9 protein-coding genes and 1 pseudogene are annotated in these 15,226 nt (G+C 58.3%); 7 read left to right on the forward strand and 3 right to left on the reverse strand.

Annotated features, from left to right (window positions below):
- Positions 1-35: 35 nt before the first annotated feature.
- The 6 genes from KIK84_RS09480 to KIK84_RS09505 all read left to right on the forward strand — a co-directional run bounded on the left by KIK84_RS09480 (position 36) and on the right by KIK84_RS09505 (position 10,720).
- Complete coding sequence (locus KIK84_RS09480; protein ID WP_214122818.1) at positions 36-1,337, forward strand: ABC transporter substrate-binding protein; 1,302 nt, start codon at positions 36-38, stop codon at positions 1,335-1,337.
- A 29-nt stretch (positions 1,338-1,366) separates the two neighbouring features.
- The gene (locus tag KIK84_RS09485; protein ID WP_214122819.1) at positions 1,367-2,371 is read left to right on the forward strand and encodes a carbohydrate ABC transporter permease; all 1,005 of its coding nucleotides are present in this window, start codon (positions 1,367-1,369) and stop codon (positions 2,369-2,371) included.
- Entirely contained in the window at positions 2,368-3,570 is a 1,203-nt protein-coding gene (locus KIK84_RS09490; protein WP_214122820.1) for a carbohydrate ABC transporter permease, read from the forward strand. Before KIK84_RS09485 ends, KIK84_RS09490 begins: the two co-directional genes overlap by 4 nt.
- A 24-nt stretch (positions 3,571-3,594) precedes the next feature.
- On the forward strand, positions 3,595-5,265 hold the full coding sequence (locus KIK84_RS09495; RefSeq protein WP_214122821.1) for an alpha-glucosidase family protein: 1,671 nt from the start codon (positions 3,595-3,597) through the stop codon (positions 5,263-5,265).
- A gap of 866 nt (positions 5,266-6,131) precedes the next feature.
- A complete protein-coding gene (locus tag KIK84_RS09500) occupies positions 6,132-10,442 on the forward strand; it encodes an RHS repeat-associated core domain-containing protein (protein WP_214122822.1) in 4,311 nt (1,436 codons plus the stop codon).
- Complete coding sequence (locus tag KIK84_RS09505; protein WP_214122823.1) at positions 10,439-10,720, forward strand: hypothetical protein; 282 nt, start codon at positions 10,439-10,441, stop codon at positions 10,718-10,720. Before KIK84_RS09500 ends, KIK84_RS09505 begins: the two co-directional genes overlap by 4 nt.
- 125 nt (positions 10,721-10,845) lie before the next feature.
- Here the strand turns inward: KIK84_RS09505 and KIK84_RS09510 are convergent.
- Both KIK84_RS09510 and KIK84_RS09515 read right to left on the reverse strand, forming a co-directional pair.
- Positions 10,846-11,839 (reverse strand): annotated as a pseudogene (locus tag KIK84_RS09510) (IS3 family transposase).
- A 513-nt stretch (positions 11,840-12,352) separates the two neighbouring features.
- On the reverse strand, positions 12,353-12,841 hold the full coding sequence (locus tag KIK84_RS09515) for a DUF2062 domain-containing protein (protein WP_214122824.1): 489 nt from the start codon (positions 12,839-12,841) through the stop codon (positions 12,353-12,355).
- Positions 12,842-13,022: 181 nt separating this feature from the next.
- On the opposite strand from KIK84_RS09515, the gene KIK84_RS09520 reads away from it, so the two are divergent.
- Entirely contained in the window at positions 13,023-13,979 is a 957-nt protein-coding gene (locus KIK84_RS09520; protein ID WP_214122825.1) for a TerC family protein, read from the forward strand.
- Positions 13,980-13,994: 15 nt separating this feature from the next.
- Here KIK84_RS09520 and KIK84_RS09525 read toward each other — a convergent pair whose 3' ends face one another.
- Positions 13,995-14,879: a LysR family transcriptional regulator gene (locus tag KIK84_RS09525; RefSeq protein ID WP_214122826.1), complete on the reverse strand. Its 885-nt coding sequence runs from the start codon at positions 14,877-14,879 to the stop codon at positions 13,995-13,997.
- Positions 14,880-15,226 lie beyond the last annotated feature (347 nt).

The raw sequence follows: 15,226 nt of genomic DNA on the forward strand, positions 1-15,226 counted from the left end.
ACGTACTGCGTGGCACAACAGAGGAGAGAAGCATGATGAAGCATTCAGCAATTGCCAGCGCTTGCGCTGCTGTCTTGGTCGCTGCAGTAGGCCAAGCCCACGCAGCCGCCGACTACAAAGGCCCCAACCTCAAGGGTGAAACCCTCACCATCACCTGCCCATGGACAGGTGCTGAAGAACTGAACTTCAAAAAAGTGCTGGGCGCATTCGAGAAGGCCACAGGCGCGACCGTCAAGCACTCTTGCTCGCAAAGTTCTGAGCAGCAGATCGTGATCGACATCAAGGCAGGCTCTCCTTCCAACATTTCTGTCTTCCCCCAACCCGGCTTGGCCGCCAACATGGCTGCCATTGGTGGCTTGGTGCCGCTGGGCGACAAGGCCAAAGATTGGGTCAAAAAGAACTACGCCGCAGGCCAATCGTGGGCTGATTTGGGCACCTACAAAGACAAAGCCGGTAAGTCCCAGTTCTACGGCTTGTTCTACAACGTGAACGTCAAGAGCTTGGTCTGGTACGTGCCAGAGAACTTCAAGGAAAAGGGCTACAAAGTGCCCAAGACCATGGAAGACCTGCAAGCGCTGACCAAGAAAATCGCAGCCGATGGCGGCAAGGCTTGGTGCATTGGCTTGGGCTCTGACGCCGCCACGGGCTGGCCCGGCACCGACTGGGTGGAAGACATGATGCTGCGCACCCAAACCCCCGACGTGTACGACGGCTGGGTGAACAACACCGTCAAGTTCAACGACAAGCGCGTGATCGAGGCGTTGGACGCCTACGGCTGGTTTGCCAAGAACGACGCCTATGTAGATGGCGGTGCCAAAGCAGTGGCCACTATCAGCTTCAAGGACAGCCCCAAGGGTCTGTTTGGCACCCCACCCAAGTGCTACATGCACCGCCAAGCCAGCTTCATCCCGGCGTTCTTCCCCGAAGGCAAGGCCTCAGAAGCGGACTTCTTCTACTTCCCCTCGTTTGCCAGCAAGAAGCTGGGCAACCCTGTTTTGGGCGGCGGCACCATCATGACCATCACCAAAGACAGCAAGGCTGCGCGTGCTTTCATGGACTACCTGCAAAGCAGCCAAGCGCACGAAATCTGGATGGGTGAAGACGGCTTCCTGACCCCCCTCAAGACCGTGGATTTGGCCAAGTACAAAACCGCTGCGCAGCGCAAGCAAGGCGAGATTTTGCTGAACGCCACCACCTTCCGCTTTGATGGCTCTGACCTCATGCCCGGTGCCGTGGGTGCGGGCAGCTTCTGGAAAGGCATGGTGGACTTCTCCAGCGGCAAGTCCGCCAAGGAAGTGGCCGATGACATCCAGAAGAGCTGGGACGCCATCAAGTAATCCGCCTGCAACCTGACATCTCGTGACCCATGTCTGACTCTCTTTACCAGACCCTGTATGCCGTGCTGTTGAGCATAGGGTTTTGCTTGCTCTACTTTTCGCTCAGCAACTGGTTGCTGGACTGGGCTGTGCGCCTGCCCATGGGGCAGGCCAACCAGCGGGAGCGGCTGGGTCGCGCGATTCGTCCGTGGTTGTTCTTGTTGCCCGCATTGTTGCTGCTGGTGGTGTACCTCGTGTACCCCTTTGTGGAAACGGTGCGCCTGAGCTTCATGGACGCCACGGGCGAGAACTGGGTGGGTTGGAGCAACTTTGCGTGGGTGGTGATGGACCAAAACTTCCTCATCACCATCCGCAACAACTTTTTGTGGCTGCTGGTCGTGCCTGCAGCGGCCACCATGTTTGGCCTCATTGTGGCCGTACTGGCCGACCGCGTGTGGTGGGGCTGGCTGGCCAAGTCCATGGTCTTCATGCCCATGGCCATCAGCTTTGTGGGGGCCAGCGTCATTTGGAAGTTTGTGTACGACTTCCGCGGCCCCGATGCCGAGCAGATCGGCATTCTCAACGCCATCGTCATGGGCTTGGGCGGCAAGCCGCAAGCGTGGGTGACGATTCCGTTTTGGAACAACTTCTTCCTCATGGCCATCCTGATCTGGATCCAGACCGGCTTTGCCATGGTGATTCTGTCGGCCGCTCTGCGCGGTGTGCCGCAAGACACGCTGGAGGCTGCCCGCATAGACGGTGCCAGCGAACTGCAAATTTTCTTCGAGATCATGGTGCCGCAAATCATGTCCACCGTGGTGGTGGTGTGGACCACCATCACCATCACCGTGCTCAAGGTGTTTGACATCGTCATGGCCATGACCGGCGGCCAGTGGGACACCAGCGTGCTGGCCAACCTCATGTACGACTGGATGTTCCGTGGCGGCGGCGACTATGGCCGCAGCTCCACCCTGGCTCTGATTCTCATGCTCGCAGTGATTCCTGTGATGGCATTCAATATCCGCCGCTTCCGTGCTGAGGAGGCCCAACGATGAGCACGCCTTTCAAGCCCCGTTCGTCTTTGCGCTTGAGCATGCGCTCTGTTATCGCCCAACTCTTGCTGCTGGCCTTGGTGCTGGTGTGGGTGTTGCCCACGCTGGGCTTGTTTGTATCGAGCTTTCGCGACAAGTCGCAACTGCTAAGCAGCGGCTGGTGGACGGCTACCTCCACCCAAACCCGCGCCGACATGCGCCGCACGGGCGGTGCCCAAAGCGTGGTGCCCGAAGGCGGCCACTACGTCATGCGCGGCCAATTGTTCGCTCCCGGTGAGCAGGTCAAGGTCAAGAAGTTCTCCCTCGCCTCATCCAACCCCGGGCAAGTGGAAGTGGGCCAAACGCTGACCGTGGCCGATGGCCAAATTTTTGACGACGAAGACGGCCAGCCCGATGGAATGCTGACCGTGGATGCCCACGGTGGCTACACGCTGGAGCTGAACCAGCCGTATGACAAAGACCGTGGCATTCGCGTCTTTTACGTGGCTGAGACACCGCCTGTGCTCAAAACCGACAACTACGTCAAGGTGCTTAACTCCGAAGGCGTGGGCGATGCGTTCATGAACACCTTCAAGGTGACCATTCCCGCCACCTTCATCCCTATCCTGATTGCCGCCTTTGCCGCCTACGCCTTTAGCTGGATGGAGTTCCCCGGTCGCCGCTGGCTGTTTGTGGTGGTGGTCGGTCTGTTGGTAGTGCCGCTGCAAATGTCGCTTATTCCGCTGCTGCGGCTGTACAACGACATGGGTGAGTTGCTGGGCATGCCGTCCAAGTCCTACCAAGGCGTGTGGCTGGCGCACTCGGCCTTTGGTTTGCCGCTGGCCATTTACCTGCTGCGTAACTACATCGCCGCGCTGCCGCGCGACATCATCGAAAGCGCCCGTTTGGATGGGGCCTCGCACATGCAAATTTTCTTGGGCATCGTGCTGCCGCTGTCAGTGCCTGCGCTGGCCAGTTTTGCCATCTTCCAGTTTCTGTGGGTGTGGAACGACTTTTTGGTAGCACTGGTTTTCTTGGGCAAAAACCCCGACCAGGTGGTGCTCACCATCAAGCTCAACGACCTCTTGGGCTCGCGGGGCGAAAGCTGGGAAATCCTCACCGCCAGCGCCTTCGTGTCCATCGCCGTGCCCGTGGCCGTGTTCTTCTCTTTGCAGCGCTTCTTTGTGCGTGGCCTGTTGTCAGGCTCGGTCAAGGGCGGCTGATCCCAACGCATTGTTTGTTCTCTCATGTCTAAAGCACCCAATAACAACTGGTGGCGCGGTGGCGTCATCTACCAAATCTATCCCCGCAGTTTTGCCGACAGCAATGGCGACGGCGTGGGCGACCTGCGCGGCATCACCGCCAAGCTGGACTACGTGGCCGCGCTGGGCGTGGACGGCATCTGGCTCTCGCCCTTCTTCAAGAGCCCGCAGAAGGACTACGGCTACGACGTGTCCGACTACTGCGACGTCGACCCCATGTTTGGCACGCTGGACGACTTCCGCGCGCTGGTGGACAAAGCCCACCGCTTGGGCCTGAAGGTCATGATCGACCAAGTGCTCTCGCACTGCTCCGACCAGCACCCCTGGTTTGTGGAAAGCCGTTCCAGCCACACCAATTCCAAGGCCGACTGGTTCATCTGGGCCGACGCCAAGGAAGACGGCACCCCGCCCAACAACTGGCTCTCCATCTTTGGCGGTAGCGCTTGGCAGTGGGACACCCGCCGCCAGCAGTACTACATGCACAACTTCCTGACCAGCCAGCCCGACCTGAACTTCCACAACCCCGAGGTGCAGCAGGCCATTTTGGACAGCGTGAAGTTCTGGCTCGACATCGGCGTGGATGGCTACCGGCTGGACACGGCCAACTTCTACTTCCACGACCAACAGTTGCGCGACAACCCCGCCCGTGGCCGCCCCCAAGTGGAAGACCCCGCCGTGGCCGCCAGCAACCCCTACGGCTGGCAGCGCCACGTGTACGACAAGAGCCGCCCCGAGAACTTGGTCTTCTTGCGCCGCCTGCGTGCGCTGGTGGACCAGTACCCCCACACCACCATGGTGGGCGAGATTGGCGACGACGACGGCCTGGCCCGTGTGGCCGAATACACCAGCGGCAACGAGCTGCTGCACATGGCCTACTGCTTCGATTTGCTGGGCACCCAGCACCACGCAGAGCACTTCCACCACGTCATCAGCCGCTTTGAAGCAGTTGCCCCCAATGGCTGGCCCTGCTGGGCCTACTCCAACCACGACGTGGTGCGCGTGGCCAGCCGCTGGTCCAGCGCCGTGCAGCAGCCCGCCATGCTGCGCACCATGGCCGCCGTGCAAATGAGCCTGCGCGGCTCCGTTTGCCTGTACCAAGGCGAAGAGCTGGGCTTGCCCGAAGTGGACATTGCCTACGAAGACCTGCGCGACCCGCTGGGCATCACCATGTGGCCCGAAGTGAAGGGCCGCGATGGCTGCCGCACCCCCATGGCGTGGGACGGTGCAGCGGCGGACTTGGGTTTCTCCAGCAGCGCCAACCCCGCCAAACCCTGGCTACCCGTGGGCGAGTCCCACCGCGCCCTGGCCGCCAACGCGCAGCAAGCACAAGCCGACAGCCTGCTGCACTACTACCAGCAGCTGCTGCGCTGGCGCAAACAGTACCCCGCGCTCACCAGCGGCACCCTGCAAGTGCTGCCCGCCCACCCCCAAGTGCTGGCCTATGTGCGCGAGCATGAGGGCCAGCGCGTGCTGTGCGTCTTCAACCTTAGCCCAGAGGCCGTGCGCTGGACACCACCCGCCGACGTGGCCGCAGCCTTTGCCCAAGGCCAGTGGATAACCGGCAGCGGTTTGCCAGAAGCCGACGCTGGCGCGGTGCAAGTGGATGGGGGCGTGTGGACGCTAGCACCTTGGGCGGGGGTGTTTAGACGGGGGTGATAGCTTCTTGGGACCCTCCGCTAATGACCTCAGCTTAGAACAGTAAAACACCCGCCATTGCGGGTGTTTTTATTCCTGATGACTAAAAACTTAGAGAATTTGTTGCAATGTTGCATCAAATTGTTTCAAAAAGAGTTGACTGTACCTGCTGCCAGAGATAAGTTTCTTTAAGAGGGTGGTCTCAAATCCGAAATGGCAAAAATTACTGCTTTGTCTAGTTGTTGCAGACACGCTGAGGATCATGGTGGAGGCTGCATATTCTGTTCGAGTGAATATGAAGCTTGTGCCATGCATGGCGAGTGATGCTTTGAAAAATGAAATAAAAACTGCCTTTTGCTTATTGTTTATTTGGCGAACGCTTTTAAATGGGTTTTATTATGAGTTTTGAATATTTTTCAAAAAACATTTTTGCACTTGTATTGTTGTTTTTTTCTTTTGATGCAATTTCACAATGCAAATTTATACACCCGCTGGAGTTTGCAATTAGTGATAATAGTGATGATGGAGTACGTACAGAGGAGGGTGTAAGCTATCCTAATCCACAAGCTGCATTTGCAGCATTTAGGCAATCAGAAAGTGGAGATATTAATTTTCGAGGAGTTGCGTGTGGGAGTACTGTTTCTAAAAAGCCATTTATGGTGCGAGGAGGAGAGGATGGTATCTTCGGGTATATAGGTGGTGGTACGCCATATGATATGAAAAAAATGAGCCCCAACGCGTATGGGATTATAGTTGCTTACACATTCCAAAGTGTTAAATTCCCGAACCCTTCCGATCATACCGTATGCGAAATTATTCGCGTTAGAGAAGAAAAATATATCGCTAATATTCTCGAGTGCACACCGTCAGCTATTGAGACTGTCGAGTTGCCGACGATAGAAAATGAGCCATCCCCCACTGGCATGTGCCAAGCTGGCGGATCTACCCCCAACCCCATCATTCCCGCCACAGGCGAGAAGTACTACACCCACACTGACTGGAGCGACAGCGCGGCAGATGGCTTGAGCTTTAGCCGCACCTTCCGCAGCCGCTGGTCCGTTAGCGGCGTACCCAGCTGGCCCAGCAACCCCGGCCTCGGCAAATCATGGGCGCACAACTACAGCGCTGGGATAGTCGTAGAAAACGTCAGCACCAGCGGTAGTGGTACCAAGCTTGCCTTGCAACAACTGCGCCTAATCCAAGGCGACGGCACCATCACCCTATTCCAACCCAGCAGCAACGGCGCATACAAAGACACCACCGGCCCCAGCAGCATCACCACATCGGGCAGCAACTACGTATTGAGCAAGGCTGACGACGACAGCACCTGGGTATTCGATGCCAGCGGCAAACTGCTCAGCACCACCAGCCGCAACGGCTGGGTGCACACCTACAGCTACTACACCAGTGGCAATGGCATAGGCCAGCTTGCCAGCGTCACCAACGCCTTTGGCCGCAGCATCACCTTTGGCTACAACGCCAGCGGCCAGCTCGTGCAAGTCAACACGCCCGATGGGCAGACCATCACCTTGGGCTACGACAGCAGCGCACGCCTAGCCACCGCCAGCCGCCCCGGTAGTGCGGGTGGTACATCCACCACCGTCAGCAAAACCTATCTTTACGAAAACACCGCCTACCCCCAGAGCGTCACAGGCTTCTACGACGAACGCGGCCAGCGCCTGGCCAGCGTCAGCTACGACAGCCAAGGCCGCGCCACCTACAGTGGCTACGCCGCCGGAGCCAACAGCTACAGCGTGAGCTACCCCAGCAGCACTGGTGGCACCACCTACGTCACAGACCCACTGGGTGTTCAGCGCGGTTATACCTACAGCACTACCAACAGTCGCCTTAACGTCAGCGGCGCAACCTTGGTCAGCGGCAGCTCCGGTGCATCCGAAGCAGCCAGCCGTGGGGTCAACAACAGCGGCCTTGTCGAGAGCGAAACAGACTTCTTAGGCATCAACACCGTCTATAGTTGGGACACCAACCGCCAGTTGCTGCTCTCCTCCACCCAAGCTGCCAGCCGCCCCGAAGCACGCACCAGCACCACCCAGTGGCACAGCACATGGCGCTTGCCCGTGCAAACCACCGAGCCAGGTTTGACCACCCAGCACAGCTACGACAACCGGGGCAACCTGCTAGAGCGCACCGAAACCGATACATCCGGCACTGCTACCAACGGCCAAACCCGCACCCACCGCTGGACCTGGGGCGACAGCGGCGGCGCGTACAACCAAATCACCAGCTACACCGACCCCACAGGTGCCCAGTGGCAATACGGCTACGACGCCGCAGGCAACCGCACCAGCGAGACCGACCCCTTGGGCCGCAGCACCAGCTACAGCTACAACACAGCAGGGCGCGTTAGCCAAATAGTGGCCCCCAACGGCTTGACCACCGCCATCGACTACGACAGCGCAGGCCACATCACCCAAGTGAGCCAAAGCGGCAGCGGCATAGCCACCGAAACCACCCGCTACACCTACACCGCAGACGGGCAAGTGCAAAGCATCACCCAGCCTGACGGCTACCAAGTGAGCTACCAATACGACAACGGCGCACGCCTCATCGGTGCCAGCGACAACCGCGGAGCCACCCTCAGCTACACCCTGGACGGCATGGGCAACCGCACTAGCGAACAACTCAGCCAAGGCGGTGCCATCCTCTGGAGCAGCCAGCGCAGCATCAACCAAATCAACCGCCTAGCCAGCATCACCCAAGGAGGCGGCACCACCCGCTTTGGCTACGACGCCCAAGGCCAGCTCACCAGCATCACCGACCCACTGGGCCAAACCACCAGCTACACGCTCGATGGCCTAGGCCGCCCAAGCGCCAGCCGCTTGGCAGACGGCAACCAAACCGCCCAAGCCTTCGCCGCCGTAGCCGAGGCCAATGCACTGGCCAGCGCCCGCGACCCCAAAGGCATAGCCAGCACCTACACCCGCAACGGCTGGGGCGAAACAGTGGCAGAGCAAAGCCCCGACACCGGAGCCACCCACTACACCCTAGACAGCGCAGGCCGCCCCCTGACCCAAACCAACGCCCTAGGCCAAACCACCCGCTACGCCTACAACAGCGCAGGCCAGCTCGTACGCAAAGATGTAGAAAACAACAGCACCACAGACACCTACACCTACAGCTACGACAGCGCAGGCCAACTCATAGCCACCACAGAGCCCCACAGCAGCACCCGCTACGAGCGCGACGCCCTAGGCCGCATCCTGGCCAAAACCCAAACCGTGCTGGACAACCCCAGCGCCCCCAGCACCTTCACCACCCAATACCGCTACCACCCTGGTGGCCAACTGGCCGAACTCATCTACCCCAGCGGCCTGCACCTGTACTACCGCCTAGGCACAGGAGCCAACACAGCGCGCATAGTCCAGCTAGACCTGCAACGCCCCGGCCTAGTGGACAAACTCACCAGCAACGCCAAACCCTTCATCACCAACATCCAATACAACGCCCTAGGCCAGCCCACCAGCTGGACATGGCAAAACACCAGCGGCAAAACCATCAGCACCGCAGCCCGCAGCTACGACAGCGCAGCACGCCTGACAGCCAACGAATTTGCCAGCTACCAATACGACGCAGCAGGGCGCATCACCGCCATCAGCGAACAACTGACCACTAATACAAACACAACCATCCTCCTGAACTGGAGCCTGGCCTACGACAGCCGCAACCGCCTCACCAGCATCGCCAGCAACTACGCCAGCCACAGCTACCAATACGACGCCAACGGCAACCGCGCCAGCACCGTGCACCAATACCAACTGGGCAGCAACACCGCCACCCAGCTAGACCTGCGCCCACCCCAAACCAGCACCTACCAAGGCCGCCAATTCCAAAGCCAAAGCACCAGCCAAACCCACACCCTGGATGCCAGCAGCAACCAAACCACAGGGTTGAGCCAAACCGAGCAACTGCAAGCCGACAAGCTCTACCAAAGCACCCTTACTACCACCAACACCCTGGACGCAGCAGGACGCACCACCAGCACCGGACTGCGCCAATACCGCTTTGATGCCAACAACCAGCTAACAGCAGTAGCCGAGAGCTCCGCCCAAGATGCAGGCAAGAGCCTGTACTGGTACAACGCACAAGGCCAACGCGTATTCCAAAGCGAATGGCAATACACCAGCACAGAGCAAACAACCGAGCAAGCAGCACAACAAACCACAGAACAAGCAACAGACTGGTACCAAGCCCTGCTCAGACTATTGGGCATGGGCATGGGCATGGGCAGCAACAGCGCAGAAGTCCCCCTAGGCCAACTGTGGAGCTGGGCAGAGGACACAGGCGGCCTGCAAAGCTGGCAGCTCCTGAGCGAAACAGGCAACGGTGGCCCCACACCAGCGCCCAACAACGACTACATCTGGCTGCCAGTGGCAAGCAGCACCAATACCGCAACCCAACCCGCCCAACTAGTAGGCCTGTACACCAACGACAAAGCCTACGCAGTCCACATCGACCACCTAGGCACCCCCAGACGCATCACCGACACATCGGCCAAAACAGTGTGGCAATGGCCCTACGACGGCTATGCAGAAAACGCCCCACTAGGCCCACTCAAGCTACGCAAAGACACCAGCGGCAAAGAGATAGCCAACAGCTACCGAGCAGAAGAACCAAGGGTAGCCATGAACCTGCGCTTTGCGGGGCAATACTGGGACGACAGAGCCCAACTGGCGTACAACCAAAACCGCTGGTACAGCACACAGACGGGCAGGTACATCACGCCTGATCCGCTGGGGTTGGATGCGGGGTGGAATAGGTTTGGGTATGTGGGGGGGAATCCTCTGAGTTACACGGATCCAGACGGTTTGCAACGTATGCCCGGGTACACCCGACCAAACAATGCAAGAGATGCTGCTGGGTATCACGATCCCCGTGGAAACTTTGTATGCGAGCAATGGAACTGCCCGGCAAATTCCGGTGCTTGCTCCCGCAATGATTTGAAGCGCCCATCTGACTTTTTACCTGCTGCCACTAGCGCAAATGTTGCCGATGCGCCGAGTGGATGCACATGCACTCAACTTGGATATCGACGTGATTGGTCACCACCAACGCCAGAAGAGCGGGATCTTGGCGATGCTTACAACAACTACAAAGAAGCCAAGCCCATGTTTCCGCGTTTCAAGAATGCAACAGGCGGTTTGCCGTTGTGGTATCACATTGGGGGTTATGGAAGATGAAGTACTTCGTTGGTGCCCTATTGATCGCAATTGGTTTTTTCCATGGATTGCATGTGTTTGGCATTGACGCAGGCAGTGTGGGAAATTTGAATGGAACTCGCTTCCTGTCGTTTGCATCACTTGATCGCCTAGCCTCTACGGGCTATGCGGGCAAGGCAATCGTTCTGATGATTGATGTATTTCTCATTTTGTTGGGCATCCTAGAAATCACTGGACGGCGCTTGTTTTCTAATTCTTCAAAAAAGAAAAAGCCACCTGCAACCCCTGCCAGCCGCTGAGCTACACGGATCTGTATGGGTTGGAGAAAGTAATCTTGATTCCAATGCGGGAAATTTGGCACTTTGCCGCAGTGACCTGCCCCCATTGACCGTACCAACCTATTTGAGAAGTCCGAGGTTGAAGGTTAATCGATGTTTTGTTTGTGCTCACTGGCATCAGTACCGCCAACGCGCTGCCGATGCTGATGCGCGAACAACGCTGGCGGGATTCGGCCCAGACTGCTATGTGGTCTGACTTCGTTGTAGTCCTGCCTCCATTGGGCAATGCACTCTCTGGCCTGAGGCAATGAGTCAAACCACTGTTCGTTTAGGCACTCATCGCGGAACTTGCCGTTGAAGCTCTCGATGTAGCCGTTTTGCATCGGCTTGCCGGGCTCAATCAGGATGTGCCGTATCCCGTGAGTGTGCGTCCACGCCAGAAACGCCCGGCTGGTGAACTCCGGTCCATTGTCGGTGCGCACGGCCAAGGGATAACCCCGAAACCGCGCCACCTGCTCCAATACCCGCGTCACGTACTGACCCGATATGCCGTAGTCCACCGCTATCTGCACGCACTCCTTGCTGAAGTCATCCACTACCGTGAGGCACTTGATGCGTCGGCCATTGGCCAGACTGTCCGATACAAAGTCCATGCTCAAAACCTCATTGATGCTCTTGGCAACTTGCAGCGGCACACGCTCCTGAGGCGCTCGCTTTGCTTTGCGGCGCTTCTTCACGTCAAGTTGGCTTGCCGATACAGCCGATAGATACGCTTGTGATTCACATCAGAGAACTGGCTCCTGAGCATGTCGTGGATGCGTCGATAGCCAAACCGCCTGCGCTCAAGCGCGGTCTGTCGGATGCTCTCCTCTAGGCTGGCGTTGAGTGCACTGGCCACGGGTGGGGGGTGGTAGCTGTCTCGGGATAGCCCCACAAGGCGGCAGGCGTTGCGTTCTCCGATTCAAGTTCGCACAGGCGCTGGGCGTCCGAGACCTGCATGCCGCCGTACTTGGCACGCCACTTGTAAAACGTGGCCTGACTGAAGCCGCCGCTGCGGCACAGCTCGGGGATGGTCATGCCCGCTTCGGCTTGGCGCAGAAAACCAATGATTTGCTCTTCGCTGAATCTGCTCTTCTTCATGTCCGTCATTCTCCTGGGTTGACGGACTTCTCTCGCTTACCGTGGTATGGCTGGCAGGGGGTAGGTCAGAACGAGGCCCACTCTTAGCAACTGTTCACCTCGGCGCATACATGGCAACGATTGGCTCCCTTCAATTTGGAGGGACGCAGGGTGGAAGTTGGTCGTTCTTGTTTTGGTTAGTCTGATTTCCCGTGGTCACTTCTTGTGTGGCTTACAGACTGGCTTGGAGCTTCTGCGCCCTATTGGGTGCATGGCGTAATTGGTACGCTTTGGTCCTACTTTCTTCCGCAAATCGTGCAGGTGGTGCGCTATAAAAGCTTTTATGTAAATTGAATGCCTTAGTAATCTTGCTTGAAATCCCTCGATAAAGCCCGTCCCTATTGCTGCTGCAGCTATAAAAAGAATAGCAAATATTTGCAAGATGTACCCGTGCAAGACGCACCACCAGCACCGGACTGCGCCAATACCGCTTTGTTGCCAACGACGTTTTCCGATGCGTAGTGAATGCAACGTTTAGGCTTTACGCACCCATACCCTGCGCAGCCTCCACACCAGCTTGACCAACAGGTAGCCCAGCGCCGCACCGCCCACGGCAAAGAGACCCATGCCCAGTGCAGTGGGGCCGCCGTAGTGGGCGATCCATGCCCACCAGTTGTCGGGGGTGGGGCTTTCTGCCGGGGCGCTGCCGCCCAGTACCGTGCTGCCCATACCATGGGCCAGCCAGAGCCAAAAGCCAACCGTGAACGGGTTGGTTACGCACGTCATGATGGCCGCTGCCGGTATGTTGCCGCGCCACCAGGCGCAGTGCGCGGCGGCCACCAAGGTCTGTGCTACAGGAATCACAAAAGCCCAAAACGTGCCCACCGCCACGCCCCGCGCAACCGATTCGCTTTGCAAACGCCACAAACTGGGGTGCAATAAGCGGCCCGCTACTGGGCGCAGCCACGGGTGGCGGGTCAGGGTGTCTTGGGTGGGAATCAGGGAGGCCAACCAGGTTTTCATGGGAGTTGCTGCAAACATTAAACAGATGCGCCATGCTGCGGCTGCTGGGGCTTGTTACCTAGCAGGTGTAAACAGAAAAATGCTCCTGTTTTTTGGAAGTTGAATTTGCTTTTACTCAGATAAAAATAGCGGTCACGCAGGCGTTGCCTGTGCACTCCATTGCAATAAAAAGGAAACAACCATGCAAACCATCGCGCCCCTGTGGCTGTGGATCGTTTTTGTTGGCATCGTCTTGGTGTCGCTCTTCATCGATTTTGTCGTGCTCAAAAAGCAAGGCGCGCACGAGATTGGCGTGAAAGAAGCGCTCAACTGGTCGATCATCTGGATCGCCCTGAGCTTTGTCTTCAATGGCTTGTTTTGGTGGGCTGTCAAAGACACCACTGGCTCGGTGGAGATGGCCAACACCAAGTCGCTGGAGTTCTTGACGGGCTACCTCATCGAGAAGTCGCTGGCGGTGGACAACATCTTTGTCTTCTTGCTCGTGTTCACCTACTTTGCGGTGCCACCCACTTTCCAAAAGCGCGTGCTGATGATTGGCATCGTGGGTGCCATCGTGTTGCGCACGGTCATGATTTTGGTAGGCGGCTGGTTGCTGGCCCAGTTCCACTGGATTTTGTACGTGTTCGGTGCTTTCCTCATCCTCACCGGCATCAAGATGTGGCTGGCCGCAGGCCAAGAGCCCAGCTTGGATGACAACCCCGCGCTCAAGCTGCTGCGCAAGCTCTTGCCCGTGAGCAAGGACTACGACGGCGAGAAGTTCTGGACCGTGCAAAACGGCAAAAAGATCGCCACGCCCTTGTTCATGGTCATCTGCTTGGTGGCGCTGACCGATGTGATTTTTGCGGTGGACTCCATCCCCGCCATCTTCGCCATCACCAGCGACCCGTTCATTGTGCTGACCAGCAACGTGTTTGCTATCTTGGGTTTGCGTGCCATGTACTTCTTGCTGGCTGCCGTGGCCAACAAATTCCACTTGCTCAACTACGGCTTGGCGGTGATTTTGGTCTTCATCGGCACCAAGATGTGCTTGATCGACCTCTACAAAATCCCCGTGGCCGTGTCGCTGGGTGTGGTGGTGGGCATCCTGGCCCTGACCATGGTGCTGAGCGTCCGCACCGCCAAGCCAGAGGCCAAGTAAGCCCGGCTGGGCAAGCTAGCCCAGCCCAGCCAACAAGCGCAGCACCAGCGGGTGCTGCACTTTGCGTTCGGTGCCGATGGCGTAGAAGTTCTCCCGCACGCCATCGGCCGCACCGAGCCAGCGCACATTGAACTGCTGCACCAAATCGTCGTGCGCCCACTGCGCCGCCGGAAACACCCCCATGCCACTGCTGCCAAAGGTTTTGAGCAGCGCACTGTCTTCAAATTCCCCCACCACGCGCGCTGCAATGCCGTGCTCCTCCAGCCACCAGTCCAGCCGCGCCCGCATGGCCGTGTGGTGCGTGGGCAGCAGCAGCGGCACTTGGGCCAGGCTGTGCGGAAAGTTCTGCTCCAGCTGCGCGTGCCACTGCTCGCTGCCGTACCAGCCAATGTCCGAACTGCCCAGCGCATGGCTGTACAGCCGTATGTTGGGGTTGGTGGGCGCGGGGCGGTCAGACAGCACCACGTCCAGCTTGTGCAAAGCCAAGTCGGCCAGCAGGCTGTCCAGCTCGCCTTCTAGGCACACCAAGCGCAGGTCCGCTTGGTCCAGCACCGGCTGCAGCAGGCGGTGCACCACCAGTTTGGCCAAGCTGTCCGATATGCCCACCACCAGTCGCACACTGGGCTGGCTGGCCGCTTCGCGCACCAGTTCGGGCAGGGTCTCGCCCAGTTGGAATATTTGGTCTGCCACCTTCAGCGCAGCTTGGCCCGCTTCGGTCAGCGCCAGCCCACGCCCAGCGGGCTTGAAGAGCGCGTAGCCCAAATCCCGCTCCAGCTCGCGCACCTGCGCGCTCACGGTTTGGATAGCCATGTCCAGCCGCTGCGCCGCCTTGGAGATGCCCCCCTCCTTGGCCACGACCCAGAAGTAGTACAGGTGTTTGTAGTTGAATGGTTTGCCCATGGCGGTATTGTGACGGGGTGGGGCTAAACACACAGGTCGATATGCCTGATACGTCGACACTAGGGATGCATGTTGGCGAATACCGAATTGCAGTGGAAGCTGTAGGCCAGCTTTTGAGAAGGAGTAAGTGCCGCTTTGGGTCAATGCGATTTTGAAGAAGCGACTTTTATGAGTTCACTTGACACACTATGCGGAGACGAAAATTCAGCTTGAGGCTGGTTGCGTCGTCTATCAAGGAGAGCTGTGCGGTAACAAAGAACCAAGCGTGCCCAAGAAAGGGTGAATCTCGTCACCCGACCTTGGACAGATATCTGCGAGAGAAAGGCCTAGACTGGCTGTGCGACGTT

Origin of the sequence: Curvibacter sp. CHRR-16, from assembly GCF_018474005.1 — a bacterium.
Lineage (GTDB): Bacteria > Pseudomonadota > Gammaproteobacteria > Burkholderiales > Burkholderiaceae_C > Allorhodoferax.